This is a genomic window from Bradyrhizobium sp. RD5-C2 (assembly GCF_019972155.1).
Taxonomy (GTDB): domain Bacteria; phylum Pseudomonadota; class Alphaproteobacteria; order Rhizobiales; family Xanthobacteraceae; genus Bradyrhizobium.
In genome coordinates, this window is record NZ_BOVL01000005.1 from 44,869 (window position 1) to 65,412 (window position 20,544).

A 20,544-nucleotide genomic window follows, 5' to 3' on the forward strand; every position below is an offset into this window, starting at 1 on the left:
CGCGCGGGGCGGCGCTCACGTGATCTGTGTCGAAATCCGGTATCCGTAATAGCCCGCAACCGAGCGTTAAAACTTCGTTGAACATGCTTGGGCATATACCGAGCAGGATACCGACTGAGGACCCCGATGAGGCTTTGGGTCAGCCTGACCTTGCTTGCGGCAGTTTTGCCTGTCGGGCTGTCGCTTGCCTTGACCCCGGCGACGCCGCCGCGCGACCCTGCGACAATCCGTGCCAGCTATCGCCGGCCGGACGTGGTTCCGTTCCCGAGCGACAATCCCTATTCCGAGGCGAAATCCGCGCTGGGGCAGATGCTGTTCTTCGATCCGCTGCTGTCGCGGTCCAAGACGCATTCCTGCGCCAGCTGCCACAAGCCAAGCCTGTCATGGGCCGACGGCCTTCCGCGCGCCATCGGTGAGGATCCGAAAGGCTTGCCGATCCGCTCGCCGACGCTGATCGACGTGGCGTTCTTCGAGCCGCTGGGATGGGACGGCAAGTTCAGGGATCTCGAATCCGTTGCGTTCGGGCCCATTCTGAGCCCGATGAACCTGAACATGACCGAGCCGGAACTGATCGCGCGTCTCGCGGCGATCCCCGGCTATGTCGATGCATTCACCCACGCGTTCGGCGACGGCGCGATCACGCGACCGAGGATCGAGCAGTCGCTGGCGACCTTCGAGCGCTCCATCGTTGCAGGCGAGGCCCCGTTCGACCGCTGGATCAAGGGCGACGAGAGCGCGATCGGCGCATCAGCCCAGCGCGGCTTTGCGCTTTTCAACGGCAAGGGACGCTGCTCGTCCTGCCACAGCGGCCCATCCTTCTCCGACGGGTCCTTCCAGGATATCGGCACCGCCAAGGGCCACGACATCGGGCGCGGACGTTACTTTCCGACCTCGGCGAAGCTGAAATATGCGTTCAAGACCCCGACATTGCGTGATGTCGCGCGCCGTGCGCCCTACATGCACGACGGATCGGTCGCAACGCTGGAAGATGTCATCGAACTCTACAACAAGGGCGGGATCGAGCGGCCGAGCCGGTCGCCCGACATCAAGCCGTTGTCTCTGACCGCAGGCGAGAAGAAGGACCTCATTGCCTTCCTGCAAACCCTGACCGCCACGGCCCCGCCGGTGGCCGGGATCCCCAAACTGCCGCGCTGAGCGCAGCAGAGGGCTTTGAACGGGGGTTCGTCAGGCGAGGTGCGGCAGTGCGGCCCCAAGCAGGCCGAGCCCGACGATCAGGAACCCGCCGGCGCAGGTCTCGAGGGCCGCCGTGCGCGACGGGAACGATTTTGTCACATAGGCGAGGGCTGACCCCACCCCGATACTCACGACACTCAACGCTCCGAACATTTTAACCGGCCTCCCGATCCGATTTGTCCGGATTTCACTACGACAGTTGAATTGAGCCCCCGTGCCGGAATTAGCTAAAATTCGATGGAACCGGCCGCAAAACATGTCCTGAGGGACGGGCTGGGGCCTGCCTGCCGCAATTAACCACAATGCAACCAGCGGATGTCAGGGGCAGGCGCAAAGCTTAAAATTTGATATAAGTTAAACAAGTCCTTAAGCGTAAGTGTGTGTGTGGGCGGTTGGTTCAATGTTTAATGGGCGGGAGCGAGATGCCGCGTCGGCTGTGCGCTCCTTTTTCGCCACGTGCCTTGCAGCGGTTTTGTTTTGCGTCACAGCCGCGCGCGGTGCCGAGGCACATGTCAAATGGTTTTGTGCTTACGATGTCGCCGGTCAGCCGCGCGGACTCGAGAATGTCCTTTGCCTCGATTTTGAACTGCTGCTCGGCGTCGCCGTCTTCTGGCTGTTTGCGGGCTGCCTGATCGAGCCGACGTCGCTCGGCGATGCGACCATTCGCGTGCTGGACCGCATTACCGAGGGACTGCGGCTGCACACCGAACTGATGATGCGCGCGGTCTGCGCGTTCTTCTTCATCTCGATCTGGGCCGTCGGCGGCATCCTGCTGACGCCGGAGTTGAAGACGTCGTCACCGCTGGTGGGCGCGTTGCAGCTCGCCATCGCCGCCGGCATGCTGTCGCGGCGCACGCTGCCGCTGTCGGCCGTGGGGATGGCGATCCTGTTCGGCATCGGTGTCCGCGACTACGGCGTCTTCCATCTCGCCGACTACCCGATTTTTCTAGGCGTTGCCGCCTATTTTGCGCTGATCGGGCTGAACAAGGACCTGTTCGGAATCCGGCCGATCGACGTGATGCGGTACGCCGCGGCGGTGACGCTGATGTGGGCCTCGATCGAAAAATGGGCCTATCCGGAATGGAGCTTTCCGCTCCTGATCGAGCATGCCGGAATGACCCTCGGCTTCGACAATGAATTCTACATGCGCGCCGCGGGCATGGTGGAGTTCACGCTCGCCTTCGCCTTGATCTGGACGCCGCTGATCCGGCGCTGCGCCGCCGCCGTGCTGACAGGGATGTTCATCAGCGCGTGCTTCGAATTCGGCAAGATCGACACCATCGGACACTCGGCGATCATCGCCGTGCTGTTTGCGATTGTCGCCGACAACAAGGTGTTGGCGCGCGATCGTCGCGCGCCGTGGCTCGCCCCGGTCGCGCTCTGTGCCGCGCTGTCGCTGACGCTGTTCGTCTACTATTTCGGTCACGCCGCGATCTTCAAGACCTCGGTCCTGTAGATCCGTTGCCTCAAGGGGCTATTTGGCGACGTGGACGGCGAGCTTCATCTTCGGATGAATGCCGCACAGCACGGTGTAGTCGCCGGGCACGGAAAAGGTGACGTCGAACTTGCTGCCCGGCTGCTGGTCGCCCGAGTCGAAACTGAACGTCTCGGTGCTCAAATAAGCGTGATGAAGCAGTTCGCCGTCATCGTTAATGAACCGTAAAACCTCGCCGCGCTTGATCGAGATCTCCGCCGGCTTGAATTCGCGATCCTTCTGCGAAATGACGTAGGGCGCCGCACCCAGAGCGGCGCCGGCCAGCGCTCCCGTGACAATCGCGGCCACCAAAGGCACGCGGCCGGACCGGCCGAGGCGCAGGATGCGCAACAAGCCTGATTGCATGAGACCCCCGCTTGGAATTCCAAAACCGGCTACTTGAGCGTGCAAATGATGCGTCCCGGATTACCTGTAAGGGTGATTATCGCCAGCTGATCTTAACGATTTCAGCATGAGTTGCAGTCACTACTAAAGCAATTTTGAGCAGACAGACATTTTTCCGCTAGCGCTGCGCGTTTCTGCGTAGCTTGAACATCGAGCACTACGGCGAAACGCGGGTATGGATAGCCTATTAGGCAATCTCAAGGTAAAGAGCGGTGCAGCCTTTCGGTTCGCGACCGGCGGCCTGTCGCGTGTTGCCCTGACCACGGGTTCGATCCGCACCCAGATTCTGATTTTCTGTCTCGCGATGAGCGCCGTTGCCGTCGCGCTCGGCGGATACTCCATCCTTGGTATCCGCCATGCCGGCGATCTGGTGGCCAAGACGTTCGACGAATCCCTGATGTCGATCAATTACGCCCGCGCGGCCGGTGCGGACTTCGCCTCGATGCGGGTCGCGTCGTCGCAGCGCCTGCTGACCACGGATCCGGAAATTCGTGCCAGCCTCGACAGCCAGATTGAAAAGCTAGGCAAGACGCTGGCGGAAGACCTGACGATCGCTGCCGACCGGTCGCAGTCCTCGCGGGCCGCGCAAGCCGCGGCAAAGGTTCAGGAAGCCGCCGACGCCTGGATGGCGCTGCATCGCCGTGCGATCGGATCGTCGGTCGAGGGAAATTCGGCGGCTGATCCACATGCATCGGGGACGACGGTCGGCGATGTCGATCGCTACTCCAAGATCGTCAGCCAGCAGGTCGAGCTGCTGGTCAACTACACGGCCGGCGACGGCTTTCTGTTCCGGCAAAAGGCGCTCTCGACGATCAAGCGGGATCTGCAGCTCAACGTCGCCGGGCTGACCGTCGCGCTGTTCCTGTCGGCGCTGTTCTCGTGGTTGTTGGCACGCCGGATCATCGGGCCCGTCGCCATTGCATCGCGGGCCGCGCGGAGCATCGCCGGCGGCGACCTCGACGCGACCGTTCCCAAGGGCGGCACCGACGAGCTCGGCACGCTGCTGACCGCCATGGAAACCATGCGCGACAACATCAGGCGGATGGTCGATCAAGAGGTGTCGCAACGCCGTTCCGCGCAGGCGCGGCTTTCCGATGCGCTCGAAACGTCGCACGAAGGTGTCGTGCTGCTCGATGCGGATGGCCAGATCGCGCTGGCCAACTCGCGCGCCAGCGAATTCATCCGTCTTTCGCCGCAGCTTCTGCAGTCGGATCGGCTCGATGCCCCCAGCCTGGCGCCGGCCGACGGTGACTTCGATGGCTTCGCGAGCGAGGCGCAGCTTTCCGACGGGCGCTGGCTGCGTGTCAGCCGCAGCGAGACGCAGGAGGGCGGCGTCGTTCTCGTCTACAGCGACATCTCCGCGTTGAGGCAGCAGAAGGCCGAGCTGCATGAAACCAATCTGCGGCTCGACGCGGCGCTCACGCACATGTCGCAAGGGCTATGCCTCTACAGCAGCGAGGCGCGGCTGCAGGTCGCCAACCGCAGGTTCTGCGAGATCTTCGATATTTCGCCGGAGCTCGTCGTTCCCGGAATGACCATGGAGGACGTGCTCGGCCTCAGCGTTGCCGCCGGCAATCACGGTGACCAGACCGTCGAAGACCTGCTGGCGGAACGCGAGCGATCGATGGCCCAGCACGAGGGCAACTATCTACAGCATCTCAGCGATGGACGGATCATTGCCATCGCGCAACGGCCGACATCCGACGGCGGCTGGCTCGTCACCTGCGAGGATGTGACCGAACAGCAGCGGGCCGAGTCGCAGATCGCGTTCATGGCCCGGCACGATGCTTTGACCAGGCTGCCGAACCGGACGCTGCTGGCGGAACGTATCGAGCTGGCGGTCGCTCAGGTCGGCCGCGGATCCGGCTTCGCCGTGTTCTGCCTCGATCTCGATAATTTCAAGCAGGTCAACGATACGCTCGGGCATCCGGTCGGCGACGAACTGCTGTGTGCGGTCGCCGACCGCCTCAACGCCTGCGTCCGCGAGGTCGACACCGTCGCGCGCCTGGGCGGCGACGAGTTCGCGGTCATTCAGTGTGGCGTCCAGGGAGGCGAGGAGGCCGAGCGCCTCGCTCGCCGCATCGTGGAATGCGTCGGCGCTCCGTACGAGCTGAACGGGCATCGCGTCGTGGTCGGATGCAGCGTCGGCATCTCGATGTCGCCGGTCGACGGCACCACCGGAGAGAAGCTCCTGAAGAACGCCGACGTCGCTCTGTACCGCGCCAAGATGGAAGGCCGGGGCACCTGGCGCTTCTTCGAGCCCGCGATGGACGCCAGCCTGCAGCGGCGCCGGGCAATCGAGCTCGATCTCCGCGAAGCGATGGCCAAGGACGAGTTCTCGCTGTACTACCAGCCGCTTTACGATCTCCATCTCGACCGCATCTGCGGCTTCGAGGCGTTGCTCCGCTGGCATCACCCGAAGCGGGGAATGGTGCCGCCGGACCAGTTCATCCCGATCGCGGAAGAGATCGGCCTGATCGGCCCGTTGGGAGAATGGGTACTCAATCGCGCCTGCGAGCAGGCCGTCACCTGGCCTACCGAGATGAAGCTCGCGGTCAACGTCTCGGCGGTCCAGTTTCGCGATCCCGACTTCATCGACGTCGCCGTCAACGCGCTTACGGCGTCAAAATTGTCGCCGCGTCGGCTGGAGCTCGAAATCACCGAATCCGTCTTCCTCGCGAACAGTAGCGAGACGCTTGCAACGCTGCACAAGCTGAAGGCGCTGGGACTGCGCATCGCGCTGGACGATTTCGGCACCGGCTATTCGTCGCTGAGCTATTTGCGCAGTTTTCCGTTCGACAAGCTCAAGATCGACAAATCCTTCGTGCGCGACTTGACCGCGACGCATGGATCGAAATCGATCGTGCGCGCCGTCATCAGCCTTGGCAGAAGCCTTGGCATGACCACGATCGCGGAAGGCATCGAGACCGTCGAGCAGCTGGACCACATGCGGGCCGAAGGCTGCAACGAGGCCCAGGGCTTCCTGTTCAGTCATCCGGTCCCGGTCACCGAGATCGCGGGCAAGATCCTCGAATTGAGAAACGGCTTCAAGCCCGCTGCCGTCCAGCAGGCGATGGCCGGCTGATGGTGCGGCCGTCGCGCAATGCGACGGAGATCGCGGACAACGCTCTAGTCTGACGATGGTCGATCGAGACGGGCGACGGTCTACTCGATGCGGCGTGCGCGCGTCTCCGGCTTCCTGGCTTCGTTGATCGCCTCGACGTATTCTCGCTGGTGCGTGTAGCTGAGCTGATCCCAGCGGGCTCGCGCAGCCGGGGTGAGCGCCTTGTCGAGGTCGGGCGGGATGTCGACAGTTCGCTTTTCGGCATCGAGCTCGAGCGTGACCTGCAATGTCTCGCCGCCCTTGAGACCTGCCGCCTCGCGGTTGCTCTTTCGCAAGGGAATGCAGGCCTGCCCGCCCATCGAGGCGATGGTGCTTCGATAGTTGTAGCCGTTCAGCGTGACGAGGACCGGCGCGCAAATCTTCCCGAACACGAGCTTCGGATCGAACGTCAGCGGTATGAAGCAGGCGCCGCCTTCCAGGACGATGGTGGCTTCAAACATCTTCCTGGTCATGCTGCGCGACACCGAGATCGATCATCGCCGAATGAAAAAGGCGGCCCAGCGGGCCGCCCTTCCACTCTAGCTTCGCTTGGCTATCCGCCATTGCCGCCGATCACGGCGCGCACGGTGTTGTCGGGGCCGAAATCCTCGGCGCTGTCGACATAGAGCAGCGCGGAGAGCTTCGAGCGCGCGCGGTTGACGCGGCTCTTGATGGTGCCGACCGCGCAGCCGCAGATCGCCGCGGCATCCTCGTAGGAGAAGCCGGAGGCACCAACCAGGATCAACGCTTCGCGCTGGTCCTGCGGTAGCTTTTCGAGCGCCGCGCGGAATTCCTCGAACTCCAGATGCGCGGCCTGCGACGGCTGGCTCTTCAGCGTCTTGGCATAATTGCCCTCGGCATCCTCCACCTCGCGCCGCCGCTTCCGGTAGTCGGAGCGAAACAGGTTGCGCAGGATGGTGAACAACCACGCGGGCAAGTTCGAGCCGGGCTGGAACGAGTCGATATTGGCGATCGCGCGCAGCAGGGTCTCCTGCACCAGATCGTCGGCGCGGTCGCCATTGCCGGACAGCGAGATCGCGAACGCGCGCAGGCTCGGGACCGACGCCAGGATGTCGTCGCGAAGTTCATTGGTGAGAGGCATTAGTCCCCTCCATTGTTCTTGTCAGGATCGCCCCCGGCCACGGCCGCCGCGGCGGCCTCGGGTCCGTCGAGTTTGCGGATCAGCTCCGCAAAGCGGTCGGGCACCCCCTGCCGCACCACGTCGTCGTACATGGCGCGAAGCTGGTGGCCGATTCTCGATTGAATCTCGGCGTTGAGACCGCCCTGCTTCTTTACTTCCTTCATGATCTGATCCACGCTTCCCCGGGAGTTAAGTCTCTGATTTTCAAGTCGATTCCTCGAAAAAAGAGGCTGGCCGCGTTGCCTCGTCGGTCAGGAGCTAATGCAAAGTTGCGCAGAAAGTTCCGGAAGGCTGGAACTATTTCGTGGAACTTTTCCGGCGCTCACGCGTAGTCGGGCATGCAGGGGAACCGGGGGCGCCCCATATTGGTACGCCGCCCCAGAGTACGGGTTTCAGGCCGGTTGGCCTCACGAACAAGGATGGAGTGGGAATGTCCCGATCACAGATCGTTGCCGAACACCTTCCGCTGTTGCGCCGTTATGCGCGCGCGCTGACCGGAAACCAGGCGTCGGGGGACGCCTATGTCGGGGCCATGCTCGAGGCCCTGTTGCAGGACGGATCATTGCTGGACCAGAGCCACGGTCCGCGCGCCGGGCTGTTTCGGCTGTTCACCCAGATCTGGAATTCGGTGTCGGTGAACAACAACGACAATGAAGACGTGGCGACGCTCTCGCTGCCGCCGGAGCGGCGACTCTCCAACATCACGCCGCTGCCTCGGCAGGCCTTCCTGCTGTTGTCGCTGGAAGGCTTTTCGGAGGAGGAGGTCGGCTACATTCTCGGCACCGACGTTGCCGAGACGCGCAAGCTGACGGATGCCGCCGGCCGCGAGATGGCCGCCGAGATCGCCACCGATGTCCTGATCATCGAGGACGAGACCTTCATCGCCATGGACCTCGAGAGCCTGGTGAAGAATCTCGGCCACAACGTCATCGGCGTTGCGCGCACGCACTCCGATGCGGTGGCGCTCGCCAAGAACAAGAAGCCCGGCCTGATCCTCGCCGACATTCAGCTCGCCGATGGCTCGTCGGGCCTCGATGCGGTCAACGAGCTGCTGCGCACATTCGAGGTGCCGGTGGTGTTCATCACGGCCTATCCCGAGCGCTTCCTGACCGGCGAGCGGCCGGAGCCGGCGTTCCTGATCTCGAAGCCGTTCCAGCCGGCGATGGTGTCGGCGGTGGCGAGCCAGGCGCTGTTCTTCCAGCGCAACTCGCGCAACCGCACGCCGCGCGCGGCGTCGGCATGAACTGAGTTTACGCAAGAGGGCAAAATGCAAGCCGGCGTACCGAAAGGTACGCCGGTTTTTTCTTGGGGAAGGTTTCCCGAGCGTGGTGCGCGATGTCGAAGCTATTTGCTGACGACGCGGACCGGCATCGTGCTGAGCGCCCGCAGGCCGGAGCTGTCGCGGAAGGCAACTGGCCCGGCAATGTCGAACTGTTTCACGCGGCTGGCGAGCGCTGCGATCACGGCCTCCGCCTCCAGCCGCGCCACCATCTGCCCGACACAGCCGTGGATGCCGACACCGAAGCCCATGTGTCCGGACAGCCGCCGTCTGACGTCGAACTGGTCGGGATGCTCCCAGCGCGTCGCGTCGCGGTTGGCGGAGGCGAGCAGCAGCAGCACCTTCTCGTGCTTGCTGATCGCAGCGCCTGCAATTTCGGTGTCGTGCGGCGAGGTGCGGAACACGAACGGCGCCGGTGAATCGAAGCGCAGCGTCTCGTCGAACGCCGCGCGCGACAGCGACGGGTCGGCTGCGAGCAATGCCCATTGCTCCGGATGGCGCGCGAGCGTGTACAGCGCCATACCGATCGCGCTGATCGTGGTGTCGAGCCCGGCCGAGAGCAGCGAACGCACCAGCAGCGGCGCTTCCTCGGCGCTGATCTCGCCGGTGTCGGCCGCCTCGTAGACCTGCGCGCCAAAGCTGCCCGGCCGCAGCGCCTCGCGCTGACAGCGCGCCGCCACCCAGGGCAGCACGCGCGGCGCCTCTTTCATCAGGTCGCGGAAATAGTCGTTCTCGGGCCCGAAGCCGGCGAACACCATCGCGCCATAGGTCAGAAAGTTCTCGCGGCCCTCCTGGTCGATGCCGAGCGCGTCGGGAAACACGCTGACCGGAAACACCTCGGCGATGTCCTTGATCGCATCGAACGATCCGCGTTCGACCAGCCCGTCGATCAGCCGCGTCGCCGTCGCCTTGAAATCATCCGCGAGCCGCCGCATCGCGCCCGGCGAGAGTATCCGCGCCAGCACCGCACGGGTTCGGGTGTGCAGCGGCGGATCGGCTTCCAGCACGATGCTCGGCGGTCGCCACGGCTTGTCCTTGAAATGATTCGCAAGTCCGGCGCCGCCGGCGTTGCTGAAATTGACATGGTCTCCGAAGATCGCCTTGACCTCGGCGAAGCGCGGCACCGCCCAGATGTCATATTTGGTCAGGCGGACGACCGGCGCCGCGGCGCGCAGCTCCGCATAGGCGCCGTAGGGATCGGCCCGCGTCGCCGGGCTGAACGGATCGAAATCGCTGCGGACAATTTCGTCGGCGAGGGGGCTCGCAAGGGCGCTCATTGCATCCTCCCGTCTTGTGATCAATTAATTGACCATAGTCAATTAACTGGAGTAAGGCAAGGGGGAGCCTCGTTTCGATTCCATCGGAGCGGAAAAGGCCGTAGGAGACGGCAATGTCGATCGAGGAGCGATCCAGCAAGGGGGCGCGGCGCTTTCAGCGCAGGGCGCGTCAGGAGGCCGACAAGGAGGCGCTGAAGGCGTTGATCCTCGAGACCGCGCGCAAGGAGTTCGCCGCCGGCACGCTCGAGACCGTCTCGATCCAGAAGATCGCCGACGCGATCAGCTATTCGAAGGGCACCGTCCTCAAATACTATCCGACCAAGCTGCTGCTGCTGCTCGCGGTGAAGCAGCAGAATCTCGAAGCGGTTGCCGAGCAGCTCGAACGGGTCCGCGCGCAGACCGCCGACAGCGACGCGCGGCTGCGGCGGGTGATGGAAACCTATCTCGACTACTGGGCCGACAATCCCGATCACTTCCGTTCCCTGTTCTCGATGTCCGGCACGGTCGAGGACCGCCGCTTTCCCGACGGCGTCTATTTCGGCGAGACCGAGATCGCGCGCCGCAGCTACGAGCTGTTCGTGATCTCGGTGCGGGAATTTCTCGCGGCACAGGGCGCCGAGCCGGCATCCGGCCTGCCGCCGCGGCTCGCGACCGCGCTGCTTGCGGCCGTGCACGGCGTGGTCGCGCTGACGCTCGGCACGCCGACCATGAAACTGCCCGACATGCGCGGCACCGGCCGTCTCCTGATCGCAAGCCTGATCGATGCCTGGACCAGCAAGCTTGCCGCCGCGCGGAAAAGCGAGGGCTGGCCGCGGGTCTCGATCGGCACCTTTGCCTGACGGAATGGTATCCGAAGGTCCACGCTGATGCGGCATGCGCGCTGCGATGTGGAATCGCCTGCCTCCGCCTGCTAAGCGCGGCCGATGGATAAGACACAACGCGACCGAACGATCGGCTCTCTCTGCCTGGTGGTGACGGCTTTCGGCTGGGCCCTGAACTGGCCGCTGATGAAGCTGTTGCTGCAGCAATGGCCGCCGCTGTTCGCCCGCGGGCTTGCCGGCACCTGCGCGGCGGTGATCCTGGGCACGCTGGCGCTGGCCCGCGGCCAGTCACTCGCGGTGCCGCGCGAGGCGGTCCCGCGGCTGTTGTTCGCTTCCTTCACCAATGTCTTCGCCTGGATGGGCTTTGGCACCATCGCGATGAAATTCGTCACGGTCGGCGAGGGCGCGCTGCTCGCCTACACGATGCCGATCTGGGCGATGCTGTTCGCCTGGCCGGTGCTGCACAGCCGCCCGACGCTGCGCGACCTCGCGGCGCTGGTGCTCGGCGTCGCCGGTGTCGCGCTCCTGCTCGGCGGCAACGGTTTTGCGTTCAGCGCCGACAAGCTCACCGGCATTGCGCTGGCGCTCGCCTGCGCCATCCTGTTCGCGCTCGGCAACGTGCTGAACCGCAAGCCGCTGCCGATGCCGCCGCTCGCGGTGGTCGCCTGGCAGGTCGGCATCGGCTGTCTCGTGATGCTGCTGCTCGGCGTTCTGTTCGAGCACCCGAACTATGCCGCCATCACGCCGTTCGGCCTCGGCTGCTTCGCCTACATGACGCTGATGCCGATGGGCATCTGCTATCTCACCTGGTTCGAGACGCTGCGCCGCCTGCCGCCGACGTCGGCGTCGACCGGCATGCTGCTGGTGCCGGTCATCGGCGTGATTTCGGCCGCGATCATCCTCGGCGAGCCCTTGGGCCTGCGTGAGATCGGCGCGATGGCGCTGACGCTCGGCGGCGTGACGCTGGCGCTGCAGCGGGCATGAGTTGCCGGTCGAGGGAACCGACGTTCACGCGACGCGTTCTCCTGAAAAGGGAGCTTGGCCATGCGCAAGGCGATCGCGCGGCTTGATGCGGAGCAGAAGGCGCAGCTGCTTTATCTCGCAGATCTCGGCACGGCGATGTTCACCTCGGCACTCGTGGTCTGCACGCTGAAAGCGATTGTCGACCTCTTCGTCGCCGGCTGAACCGCCGCAGCAGCGCCAACGCGCCGTCACTCCTCCTGCGGCGCGTCCCCTTGGGTGTGCCCATCGGGCCCCCGGTTAAACACCCCATACTCGCTCGACTTCACCCCGGCGCCTCCATCGACGCCGGTGCTGGCGAGACCGAGCTTGAGCAGCTCGCGGACCGCAGCGGCGCGAGTCGGCATCCGGTGCTTGAAGCGGAAATCGTCGAGGGCCGATAATTCTTCGGGAGAGAGCATGACTTGAAGACGTTCAGCGCGAAGCTCATTCATCGCAAATCGCCCAGAATTAGTTAGTTGAGTAATTTGCTAAACGAGCCAAGTCGCGGTGGGTTCCACAGCTTGAGACAAAAATGTCGATTGAGTAAGTTAATCAAACAAAATCAATGGCTTACGAGAAAAAATAAGGAACGATCCGGCTGCCTTCCCGTTGTCTAGCGGGAGTGATGCCATGACCAACCACGTCAAGCTGCCCCGCAAGTTGTCCGAGGAACCGGAAGCCCCGAGACCGCGGCGTCCGAGCCACGCACAGGTCATCGATCAACTGGACCGCTGGGCCAATAGTCCCGGTCTGCAACCGCCAAGGGTGAGTGATGCAGAAGACGATTCAGAAGCGGAAGAGGTCTGAACCCCATACGTTCGAGCAGCGCCTAGACGAGCACCGATTGCGGCTCGAGCGCCAGCTCGTGGAGTTGCCGCGCGGCGTCAAGCGCGAACAGATTGCCGCGCGCATTGAGCAGTTGCGCACCGCCGTCGAGCTGAACGCGATGCTGGCGATGAATGAGTGAGAACGGCCCCGGCGCGGCGGGATGGACCATCGGCTCCCGCCGCGTCGGACAGGCCGCTCAGCAACCGCGACAGACGGAATTCAGCTTTGCCTTTAGGCCAGGGTCGTCCCACGGCATGACAGCATTGAAAGTGATCGGCAGAACCAATTGGAAGTCCTGGCCCTTCGTGTCGACAGGGGGCGGTGGGTAGGGCTCAGCCCGTCTAACGATCGCCAATGCTTCGGCATCGAGCGCCGGGACGCGGCCATTCTCCACAAGCCAGCTCGTCACCAGCTTGCCGCCGCGATCAAGCGAGATGCCGACTTTGACGGTGTAGGCATCGTCCGGTATCCGAATTGATTGGCGCTTGGTGTCCGACATCCGTGCCAATCGGCGTTTGGCGTCCTCAACAGCGCCAGTCAAGCGAGCGTAGACCTGCCTTTTCCAGCTTTCGGGGAAGTCGCCCTCTACGAAGGAAGGGCCCATAGCTCCAAAATGGAATGGGACGGTCAGGACGGCCGAATCGTCCGGCACCTCCGCAGGCAGCGCGGCAAAGGGCTGAGCGCGTTCAACGATAGCCAATGCCTCTGCATCGATGGCCGGGATACCGCTGGCCTCGATGAGCCAGCTCGCCATGAGGTGACCTGCGCGATCGATCCTGAAGGCAACTTTGGCGGTGCCCTCCTGGCCGGGCGTCAATGCTGCCGGGTAGCGCCGAGCCTGGGTAAGACGAACACTGACGTCCCGCTTCCATGCCTCGACCGAACCGAGTTGCCGCGTCTCAGCGCCGTATTCCTCTGCGATTGTGGGAAGTGTGGCAATGACGAGCAAGGCAATGCAAACAGCGACGTGTCGTAACATCCAGGTGCTGATCCAACTTCACAATCTACCAAGGCACTCTATTCGCGCTTCGGTTGATTGCAAGGCGCGTAGCTCGCTATGCGGTGGAGATCCGTCAATGCCTGCCTGCGAAATCGGCTTGCCCGTATTCGCCACGCACCGTAGCATCCCTCTCGTTGATGGGGATGGAGTCCCCCGATAACCGCCGCAAGGCTGATGACTCCTACCGGGCGCGACAGCGTCGGTAGGAGCATGCGCCACCGCCGACCCACTGCGCCCCCGCGAACGAGAAGGGGCAGAGCAGATGGGTCTTCCTGGTTCACTCTCAATCGCATTGTCGCTGGTCGGGTCGATCTGGCTCGTCGGTGTCGTCGCCCTGTTGGTCGGCGCCCCGGGCGAGCTGGTCGCCGCGACCTTCGTTGTTGGGCTTGTGACAGGCATCGCCGAGTGGCGAGGCATGATCCGGAAAAGTGGGCACCGGTTTTCCGACAGAGGATCATGCCCAAACAAGCAACAGAGCACGATGACGAGTCATCGTGCTCGGGAAGGGTGAGACATTGAACGTTCAATTGTTGGCGGCGGTCGCGATCGGCGGTTCGCTGGGATCGGTCGCGCGCTATCTGGTGGCGATCGGCGCGGGGCGCCTGGTCGGCACCGAATTTCCCTGGGGCACGCTGGTGATCAATATCGTGGGCTCGTTCCTGATCGGCGTCTTCGCGGAGTCCTTCGCACTGAGCTGGAACGTCAGCCAGGCGGTGCGGGTGTTTCTTACCGTCGGCATCTGCGGCGGCTTCACCACCTTCTCGACCTTTTCGCTCGATGCGATCGTGCTGATGCAGCGGGGCGAGCTATGGCCGGCCGCTGCCTACATCGCGGCCTCCGTCGCGCTCTCGATCCTCGCGCTGTTCGGCGGCCTGCTGTTGGTGCGGGCGTTCGCGGCTTAGTCCGCCAACAACGCGCTTCCCTTTCCGTCATCCTGAGGAGCGCGGAACGCGCGTCTCGAATGATGCCCGGCCCGGCTGGTGGCCGTCGACCCTTCGAGGCTCGCTTCGCTCGCACCTCCAGCGACAAAGGCGAAGCCTTTGCGCGGGGATGACGGGTCGAATAGACGAACGTGATGGCGGCCGGCGTGCGGGTTCGTCGTCTGGTCCGCGCGGGCGCCGTTCCAAAAAAGTGAAGGGCTGGAGGTATCGCCTGCCGCCGGAATCCTTGGCGCGCCCGGGGTCAGCCGGTAGAATGGAACCCGGATCGAGGTCAGGGACCAAGGGAGAGACCGGGGAATGAAGCATGTCGACGTCGCGGTGATTGCTGCCACGCTGTGGCTGCTGGCGTCGATGGTGCTGGACATCCTGACGCCGAAGTCGATCACCGCGCTGATGATCGCCGCCGCGCTCGCGCCGCCGTTCCTGATCGGGTTCGGTATCCATTTTGCACGCGAATATTTCAAGGCGAAGCGGCGCAGCTACCAGCCGCCGCCGCGGTTGGACGAACACTTCGAGAACTAGAGCGTTTTCAAGCGAAGTGGGCACCGGTTCGCGTCAAGAAAACGCGTCAAAGCTGGAAATCTAGCGGAGCAGGGCTGCGAGAAGCGCCGCGCCTGCTGCATTGAACTGCGCACATGGCTTGCTAAGGTTGCGCCATGACCGAGCATCTCCCCGATACGATCAGCCGCCTCTACACCGACCCCGGCGAATATGTCGACAGCGACCATCCTGCCGTCGAGGCGTTCGCCCGCGCCGCCGTCCCACCCGGCGCCGGCGCGCGTGATACGGCGAGCCGGCTCTACACCGCGGTGCGCGACGGCATCCGCTACAACCCCTATGTCAGCATGCGTTCGCCGGAGAGCTATCGGGCCTCCAGCGTGCTCGCCGCCGGCAATGGCTATTGCGTCGGCAAGGCGGCGCTCTATGCCGCGGCCTGCCGGGTCCACGGCATCCCGGCCCGGGTCGGCTTTGCCGATGTCCGCAACCACCTCACCACCGAGAAGCTGCGCCAGAGCATGGGTTCGGACCTGTTCACCTGGCACGGCTTCACCGAAGTGTTCGTCGACGGCGCCTGGCGCAAGGCGACCCCGACCTTCAACGACACGCTGTGTGCCAAGCTCGGCGTCAAGCCGCTCGATTTCGACGGTCATTCGGATGCGCTGCTGCATCCGTTCGACGGCGCGGGGCGCGCCTACATGCAGTATGTCAACGACCACGGCACCTATCACGACGTCCCCGCCAAATTCCTGATGCGCGAGATGGCGCGCGAATACGCCAACATGCAGGGCGAGGACATGTCCGGCCGCGACATGGAGCGCGAGGCGGCGGAGCAATAGCGGGCGGCGTGCTGCGGCAAGCGGCGCGCTGACGGAAGCCGTTTCGGGTGAGCGTGCGCCGGCTGAGGGGGCGGTGTCATGGATGCGGAGCTGCCGAAAGGTCAGGTCGGCCGCCCGGCCACAGGCTGGGAGGACGCGGTCGCGCTGACCGGCTTCATCCTGGTCGCGGTCGGGCAGGCCTCCAACCAGGTGTTGGCACGCGGCCTTGCCGGCTCGGTGCCGCCATTCTCGCTGGCCTTCTTCCGCTGGAGCATCATCGCAATTGGGCTTGCGCCGTTCGCGATCGCGGCGATCAGGGACGGCAAGATCCCGCTGGTGCAGAATTTCTGGCCGATCCTCGCCGCGGGCTTCCTCGGCATGTTCCTGTGCGGCGGGCCGGTCTACATCGCGGGCATCACGACGACCGCGATCCATATCGCACTGATCTTCGCGCTGTCGCCGATCATGGTGCTGCTGATCTCGGCCGCGCTCGGCATCGAGCATATCGGTCCGCTGCAATGGCTCGGCACGGCGCTGGCCCTCGCCGGCGCGCTGTTGATCGTCTCGGGCGGCCATCTGGAAAACCTGACGCAATCGAGCGCGGCATGGGGCGATCTGCTGGTGGTGTGCGCGATGCTCGGCTGGTCCGGCTACACGCTGGTGCAATCGCGCGTCGCGCCAGGCGCTTCGCTGCTGGCGCGGGTCAGCCTGTTCTCGGTGGCCGGCGCGCTGTGCTCGCTGCCGCCGGCGCTCCAGGAAATGTGGTCGACACCGGCTGCGGTGTTCAACGCCCGGGCTTTCGAGGCCTATGTGTTCGCCGGCCTTGTGCCGGGCCTGATCGCCTATGCCGGCTTCGCCTGGCTCGGCGCAAGGTTCGGTTCGGTGCGGACGTCGCTCGTGCTCTATGTCGCGCCGATCGCGAGCGCGCTGCTGTCCTGGATCATCCTTGGGGAGCCGCCGAAATTGATCCACCTGGTTGGCGGCTTGCTGATCCTCGGCGGCGTCTGGGCGAGCCTGCGCAAATAGATCCAGCTCCTTCTTGGGGGAACCTTTTCCGGCCTCGTGCGTTGAATCCAGCGTTGATTCAAGAACTTAGTTGGAGGTCGTATGAATCTTACTCCCCAGCAGCGCAAGGTTCGTAACGAGCAGCGCCAGCAAGACGCGTCGCAGGCGATGAAGGAGCACCTCGCCCACGAGAAGGCGTTCTACGACAACTTCCACCGCCTCAAGGCCGAGCGGCAGGCGCGTGAAGCGGCGGAATCACGCAAGCGATCCGCCGCAAAATAGCGGCCGGGAGCCACCCCCACAGTCCGGATTGCCCGGATCCAACAGACCGAGAAGGAGCCCAAGCGAGTTCGCCCGAATGACGCAATGAAATCTCCAGGCTTATGGAGGACCTCAGATGTATTTTGCCGATAAGAAAACGGTCACTTGCAAATGCGGCGAGCCCTTGAGTGAATTGATGCTCGTCGACGACCAGACAACCGGAATCAAGTTTCATGTCGGTCGTTGCCTGTCATGCCGTGAAGTGACGGTCGTTCGATCCCAAGACATGCCATCAAACGACAATGCCTGAAGCAGACGGTCCTCTCGCTTGGCGGAGGGACCAGTCCTCTTGCGTGACTTCCAATGCGAGAGGTGAGTGACAGGCTAGCTGACGCATCGCTTGCGCACGGCCAAAAAAAGAGCAGGGCGCGACCGGCATCACCACGGTCGCGCCCTACGTCGCCGGTCAATGGGGCAGGGGGAATAACCGGCTCTTCCAATGACTCGCAGACCCCCGAACTCGTTCCGCGCGAATCAAAATTTTTTCGTACACGGTTAAGTGATGGCCGGACGCGAGAACCCCACAGGTTTCGCTCGCGTTGTGTCCGTGATCGCCAACGGGAATTTCCATGGGGCGAGGGACATCACCATGTCAAAGATTCAAAAGGGAATTTTCGCTGCGTTGGCGGCTGGACTGACGCTTGGCGCGGTCCAGCTCGCATCCGGTCACGATCTCATTGGCGGGCAGCAGGTCACCACCCAATTGGCGCCGGAGAGCGCGGTCAATCGAGCCGCCAAGACCGATCGTGCCGCGGTTCCGATGGTCGGCCTGCCGAGCCGGACGGTGGCGCTGAAGGTCGATCGGCTTCCCGATACGTCGGTCCTGGTCCGCGTTCCCGCGGCGCGGGAAGAGGCCCGCAATCACCCCGCGGCGCCTGCGCGGGCGCGGCCCGGCGACACCCGCAAGGTGGCTTGCGAGCCCGTGGTTAGCGTCCTGACCGAAGTGGCCAAGCTGCTGCAGCCCGGCCGCTGCGTGACCTGAGAAGGGCGCGCTGCGATCTCAACAAGTAACGCTGTCATCGCCCGGCCTGTGCGCAATTGCGCACATGGACTGGGCGATCCAGCACGCCGCGGCCCAACGGCTCAAGCACAATCGTCTCTGGAATACTGGATCGCCCGGTCGAGCCGGGCGATGACGACGGTTGGGCGGTGCTGGCTTCGCGTCCGAGGGAGAACGCTATTCCTCTTCTTCCACCTCGTCGCTGCCGGCGGCGCTGCGGCTTGCCATCAGGCCGAGCGCGAGGCCGCCGACCGCGAGGATCGGGATCAGCCGCTTGACGCCGATGGCGCGCACGATCTGCAGGCCGGTGGCGATCAACGCGGGGTCGGCGAACATCGTCGCCGCGGCGGATTTCGCGGCCTTTGCCGCCTTCTCGGCGCGCCTCTGCATCTCGCGCTTGCGCACCATGTAAACGGCAATGGCGATCAGTGTGACGACCAGGAACACCGCGGCGCCGGCCAGGCACGCCTCCACCGGACCATAGTGCTGCAGCACATAGACGAAGGCGGCGGCGCACAGGAAGGCGATGGTGACGAACAGCGCCACAGCGGCGGCGGCCGCAAGCGATGTCAGCCGCAGCGCGCTGCCGGTGGATTGCTTGACGTCATCGATCAGCCGCTGAAGCATTGACCAGCCTTGTCCTGAAAAGCCCTGCCTTGAGCCTTGCCTTGAAGAGCGCATCGACAAACGAGGCGGCGGCGCGCCAGCGCTGCCATCGCGTCCAGAGCGGTGGTTTGCGCATCACCTAGCGCCGCCAAGTGAGGCCGATCAAAAAGCCGAGGCCGAGCGCAAGGCCGACGGTCGCCAGCGGACGCTGTGTGATCACCTCTTCCAGCGATTCTTCGATCGAGGATGCCGCATCCTGCGCCGCGCCCATCATTGCGCTGCCGCGCTCCGACATGTCGTCGAGCGTCGATTCGGCGTTGGCGCGCGCATCCTTGTAGTGGCGGCGGGCCTGCTTGCCTGCGTTGTTGGCAAACGAGTTGAGCGCGTCGGTGATCTGTTCAGTGAGGGCTGCAATATCGTTCTTCACGGCAGTGACATCCTTTTCGAGGCGTTCGTAGGTCGCTTTGTCGGTCATGTTCTTGATCCCAAATGCGCTGTCCGTGCTCGACATCGAAAGCTCCCGGAGAACTGTGAGTCTGGAGAAAAACGCTCCGCATCGCGCAAGGTTCCAGATGCGAAACCGGGCTTTGTTGTTCGACGCGTTTTCTTCACGCGAACCGGTGCCCACTTCGCTTGAAAACGCTTTGCTAGCCCTCGGGCAGTTGCGGCGAATTGTCCGGCATCAAATGCTCTTTCACGATCAACGCCACGATCAGCAGCGGCGACGACAGGAAGGCGCCCATCGGGCCCCACAGCCAGGTCCAGAACGCGAGTGCGAGAAAGACCGCGAGCGCATTCAGCGACAGCCTGCGGCCTACGATCGTCGGCGTCACGAAATGCCCTTCCATGAAGGTCACGACGGCAAAACACGCCGGTGCGATCAGCCCCGCGCCGATGGTCGGCGACGAGACGATGCCGACCGCAACCAGCACCACGAACATCGCGACCGGGCCGATGATCGGAATGAAATTCAGTGTCGCGGCGAGTGCGCCGAGCCCCGCCGCGTTCGGCGTGCCGGTCGCCGCGCAGATTGCACCGGTGACGATGCCGACGCCGGCATTGATCATGGTGACCGTCAGCAGATAATTGCCGAGATGGGTCTCGAGCTCGTTGAGGATCCGCAGCGCGCGCAGCCGCCCCGCGCGGTCGCTGAAGGTCATCACTAACCCGCGGCGCAGATCCTTCCAGCTCGCGATGAACAGGATCAGGGTGGCGATGAACAGCAGGAATTCGGCGAAGGTCGGCGACACGAATTCCAGCGTCGGCTGCACCCATTCGAATTTCGGCAGCTGGAGGTTGGCGAGCGTATCGGGGGCGCCGACCATGCTCTGCAATTCCTGCCACAGCGCCAGCGGCCGGTCGAACACATGCAGCTTCTGCCTCAGGATCGCGCCGAGCTCGGGCAACCGCGAGCTCCAATCCATGACCGGCGAGGCGATCAGTCCGACCATGAAGCTGACCGCGGCGCCGACCGCGATCACGATCAGCACCGCGCCGAGCGCGCGCGGAATCCGGTAGCGCTCGAGCAGGTTCGCCGCCGGCGACAGCATGGTGCCGACGATGAAGGCCATGGTGATCGGAAGGAAGACGGCGCGCGCCAGATAGAGCACCGCCACCACGACTATCACCAGCAGCGCGACCAGCGCGAAGGCGACGACCTCGGCGCGGCTGATCACCGGCGGCGTTTCGGCTTTGCTGTCGGGGAGGGGCGTGCCTTCGGGCGCGTTGCCAAGCATACGTTCACCCGGAAAGGCGCGCACCAGACTCCTCCCGAATGGGGACAAATGAATTTCGCGTCAAATTGCGCACGACAACGACGTTTTGCGCACGA

The 20,544-nt window shown here is 64.0% G+C and carries 26 protein-coding genes and 1 riboswitch; of the genes, 15 read left to right on the plus strand and 11 right to left on the minus strand.

The annotated features are described in order from the left end of the window. Positions 1 to 126: 126 nt before the first annotated feature. Positions 127 to 1,155, plus strand: a complete 1,029-nt coding sequence (locus BraRD5C2_RS02345) for a cytochrome-c peroxidase (RefSeq protein WP_223966565.1) — start codon at positions 127 to 129, stop codon at positions 1,153 to 1,155. Between the two features lie 30 nt (positions 1,156 to 1,185). Here BraRD5C2_RS02345 and BraRD5C2_RS39345 read toward each other — a convergent pair whose 3' ends face one another. Further along, positions 1,186 to 1,314 (minus strand): hypothetical protein, encoded by a 129-nt coding sequence (locus BraRD5C2_RS39345; protein ID WP_263009967.1) that lies wholly within the window; start codon positions 1,312 to 1,314, stop codon positions 1,186 to 1,188. Between the two features lie 352 nt (positions 1,315 to 1,666). Here BraRD5C2_RS39345 and BraRD5C2_RS02350 point away from each other — a divergent pair, with 352 nt between their 5' ends. Continuing rightward, on the plus strand, positions 1,667 to 2,650 hold the full coding sequence (locus BraRD5C2_RS02350) for a hypothetical protein (RefSeq protein ID WP_223966567.1): 984 nt from the start codon (positions 1,667 to 1,669) through the stop codon (positions 2,648 to 2,650). An 18-nt stretch (positions 2,651 to 2,668) separates the two neighbouring features. On the opposite strand, the gene BraRD5C2_RS02355 is transcribed toward BraRD5C2_RS02350, so the two are convergent. Next, complete coding sequence (locus BraRD5C2_RS02355; RefSeq protein WP_223966569.1) at positions 2,669 to 3,034, minus strand: methylamine utilization protein; 366 nt, start codon at positions 3,032 to 3,034, stop codon at positions 2,669 to 2,671. 214 nt (positions 3,035 to 3,248) lie between these two features. On the opposite strand from BraRD5C2_RS02355, the gene BraRD5C2_RS02360 reads away from it, so the two are divergent. Next, positions 3,249 to 6,158, plus strand: coding sequence for an EAL domain-containing protein (locus tag BraRD5C2_RS02360; RefSeq protein ID WP_223966571.1), 2,910 nt, complete (start codon positions 3,249 to 3,251; stop codon positions 6,156 to 6,158). 80 nt (positions 6,159 to 6,238) lie between these two features. Here the strand turns inward: BraRD5C2_RS02360 and BraRD5C2_RS02365 are convergent, their stop codons facing one another. The 3 genes from BraRD5C2_RS02365 to BraRD5C2_RS02375 all read right to left on the minus strand — a co-directional run bounded on the left by BraRD5C2_RS02365 (position 6,239) and on the right by BraRD5C2_RS02375 (position 7,481). Further along, entirely contained in the window at positions 6,239 to 6,649 is a 411-nt protein-coding gene (locus BraRD5C2_RS02365) for a YdeI/OmpD-associated family protein (RefSeq protein ID WP_223966573.1), read from the minus strand. A gap of 80 nt (positions 6,650 to 6,729) precedes the next feature. Next, positions 6,730 to 7,278 carry a sigma-70 family RNA polymerase sigma factor gene (locus tag BraRD5C2_RS02370; RefSeq protein ID WP_016847265.1) on the minus strand — a complete coding sequence of 183 codons (549 nt, stop codon included), beginning with the start codon at positions 7,276 to 7,278 and terminating at the stop codon, positions 6,730 to 6,732. Further along, entirely contained in the window at positions 7,278 to 7,481 is a 204-nt protein-coding gene (locus BraRD5C2_RS02375) for a NepR family anti-sigma factor (protein WP_021076337.1), read from the minus strand. Before BraRD5C2_RS02375 ends, BraRD5C2_RS02370 begins: the two co-directional genes overlap by 1 nt. Positions 7,482 to 7,747: 266 nt before the next feature. Here BraRD5C2_RS02375 and BraRD5C2_RS02380 point away from each other — a divergent pair, with 266 nt between their 5' ends. Continuing rightward, positions 7,748 to 8,560, plus strand: coding sequence for a response regulator (locus tag BraRD5C2_RS02380; RefSeq protein ID WP_223966576.1), 813 nt, complete (start codon positions 7,748 to 7,750; stop codon positions 8,558 to 8,560). Positions 8,561 to 8,661: 101 nt separating this feature from the next. Here the strand turns inward: BraRD5C2_RS02380 and BraRD5C2_RS02385 are convergent, their stop codons facing one another. Beyond that, positions 8,662 to 9,873 carry a cytochrome P450 gene (locus tag BraRD5C2_RS02385; RefSeq protein ID WP_223966578.1) on the minus strand — a complete coding sequence of 404 codons (1,212 nt, stop codon included), beginning with the start codon at positions 9,871 to 9,873 and terminating at the stop codon, positions 8,662 to 8,664. 113 nt (positions 9,874 to 9,986) lie between these two features. Between BraRD5C2_RS02385 and BraRD5C2_RS02390 the strand changes: the two genes are divergently transcribed. The 3 genes from BraRD5C2_RS02390 (at position 9,987) to BraRD5C2_RS02400 (ending at position 11,879) form a co-directional block, all read left to right on the plus strand. Beyond that, positions 9,987 to 10,712, plus strand: coding sequence for a TetR/AcrR family transcriptional regulator (locus BraRD5C2_RS02390; protein WP_223966580.1), 726 nt, complete (start codon positions 9,987 to 9,989; stop codon positions 10,710 to 10,712). Between the two features lie 84 nt (positions 10,713 to 10,796). Then, positions 10,797 to 11,678 (plus strand): DMT family transporter, encoded by an 882-nt coding sequence (locus tag BraRD5C2_RS02395; RefSeq protein WP_223966582.1) that lies wholly within the window; start codon positions 10,797 to 10,799, stop codon positions 11,676 to 11,678. Positions 11,679 to 11,738: 60 nt separating this feature from the next. Next, positions 11,739 to 11,879, plus strand: a complete 141-nt coding sequence (locus BraRD5C2_RS02400; RefSeq protein WP_223966584.1) for a hypothetical protein — start codon at positions 11,739 to 11,741, stop codon at positions 11,877 to 11,879. A gap of 26 nt (positions 11,880 to 11,905) precedes the next feature. Here BraRD5C2_RS02400 and BraRD5C2_RS02405 read toward each other — a convergent pair whose 3' ends face one another. Continuing rightward, complete coding sequence (locus tag BraRD5C2_RS02405; RefSeq protein ID WP_223966586.1) at positions 11,906 to 12,148, minus strand: hypothetical protein; 243 nt, start codon at positions 12,146 to 12,148, stop codon at positions 11,906 to 11,908. 320 nt (positions 12,149 to 12,468) lie between these two features. On the opposite strand from BraRD5C2_RS02405, the gene BraRD5C2_RS02410 reads away from it, so the two are divergent. Then, the gene (locus BraRD5C2_RS02410) at positions 12,469 to 12,663 is read left to right on the plus strand and encodes a hypothetical protein (RefSeq protein ID WP_223966588.1); all 195 of its coding nucleotides are present in this window, start codon (positions 12,469 to 12,471) and stop codon (positions 12,661 to 12,663) included. 57 nt (positions 12,664 to 12,720) lie between these two features. Here the strand turns inward: BraRD5C2_RS02410 and BraRD5C2_RS02415 are convergent, their stop codons facing one another. Next, entirely contained in the window at positions 12,721 to 13,503 is a 783-nt protein-coding gene (locus BraRD5C2_RS02415) for an energy transducer TonB family protein (protein ID WP_223966590.1), read from the minus strand. Between the two features lie 151 nt (positions 13,504 to 13,654). After that, positions 13,655 to 13,715, plus strand: a riboswitch (Fluoride riboswitch). Positions 13,716 to 14,039: 324 nt separating this feature from the next. On the opposite strand from BraRD5C2_RS02415, the gene crcB reads away from it, so the two are divergent. The 7 genes from crcB to BraRD5C2_RS02450 all read left to right on the plus strand — a co-directional run bounded on the left by crcB (position 14,040) and on the right by BraRD5C2_RS02450 (position 18,089). After that, complete coding sequence (crcB, locus tag BraRD5C2_RS02420; RefSeq protein WP_223966592.1) at positions 14,040 to 14,426, plus strand: fluoride efflux transporter CrcB; 387 nt, start codon at positions 14,040 to 14,042, stop codon at positions 14,424 to 14,426. A gap of 336 nt (positions 14,427 to 14,762) precedes the next feature. Next, positions 14,763 to 14,987, plus strand: coding sequence for a hypothetical protein (locus tag BraRD5C2_RS02425; protein ID WP_223966594.1), 225 nt, complete (start codon positions 14,763 to 14,765; stop codon positions 14,985 to 14,987). A gap of 134 nt (positions 14,988 to 15,121) precedes the next feature. After that, complete coding sequence (locus BraRD5C2_RS02430; protein ID WP_223966596.1) at positions 15,122 to 15,802, plus strand: transglutaminase-like domain-containing protein; 681 nt, start codon at positions 15,122 to 15,124, stop codon at positions 15,800 to 15,802. Positions 15,803 to 15,880: 78 nt separating this feature from the next. Continuing rightward, a complete protein-coding gene (locus tag BraRD5C2_RS02435) occupies positions 15,881 to 16,807 on the plus strand; it encodes a DMT family transporter (RefSeq protein WP_223966598.1) in 927 nt (308 codons plus the stop codon). Between the two features lie 81 nt (positions 16,808 to 16,888). After that, on the plus strand, positions 16,889 to 17,068 hold the full coding sequence (locus BraRD5C2_RS02440; RefSeq protein ID WP_223966600.1) for a hypothetical protein: 180 nt from the start codon (positions 16,889 to 16,891) through the stop codon (positions 17,066 to 17,068). Positions 17,069 to 17,183: 115 nt separating this feature from the next. Further along, on the plus strand, positions 17,184 to 17,357 hold the full coding sequence (locus tag BraRD5C2_RS02445) for a hypothetical protein (protein ID WP_176528905.1): 174 nt from the start codon (positions 17,184 to 17,186) through the stop codon (positions 17,355 to 17,357). 339 nt (positions 17,358 to 17,696) lie between these two features. After that, positions 17,697 to 18,089 carry a hypothetical protein gene (locus BraRD5C2_RS02450; protein WP_223966602.1) on the plus strand — a complete coding sequence of 131 codons (393 nt, stop codon included), beginning with the start codon at positions 17,697 to 17,699 and terminating at the stop codon, positions 18,087 to 18,089. Between the two features lie 195 nt (positions 18,090 to 18,284). On the opposite strand, the gene BraRD5C2_RS02455 is transcribed toward BraRD5C2_RS02450, so the two are convergent. The 3 genes from BraRD5C2_RS02455 to BraRD5C2_RS02465 form a co-directional block, all read right to left on the minus strand. Beyond that, positions 18,285 to 18,734: a hypothetical protein gene (locus BraRD5C2_RS02455; protein WP_223966604.1), complete on the minus strand. Its 450-nt coding sequence runs from the start codon at positions 18,732 to 18,734 to the stop codon at positions 18,285 to 18,287. 118 nt (positions 18,735 to 18,852) lie between these two features. Beyond that, the gene (locus tag BraRD5C2_RS02460) at positions 18,853 to 19,224 is read right to left on the minus strand and encodes an ElaB/YgaM/YqjD family protein (RefSeq protein ID WP_223967198.1); all 372 of its coding nucleotides are present in this window, start codon (positions 19,222 to 19,224) and stop codon (positions 18,853 to 18,855) included. 136 nt (positions 19,225 to 19,360) lie between these two features. Beyond that, positions 19,361 to 20,473 (minus strand): AI-2E family transporter, encoded by a 1,113-nt coding sequence (locus tag BraRD5C2_RS02465; RefSeq protein WP_223966605.1) that lies wholly within the window; start codon positions 20,471 to 20,473, stop codon positions 19,361 to 19,363. Between the last annotated feature and the right edge of the window lie 71 nt (positions 20,474 to 20,544).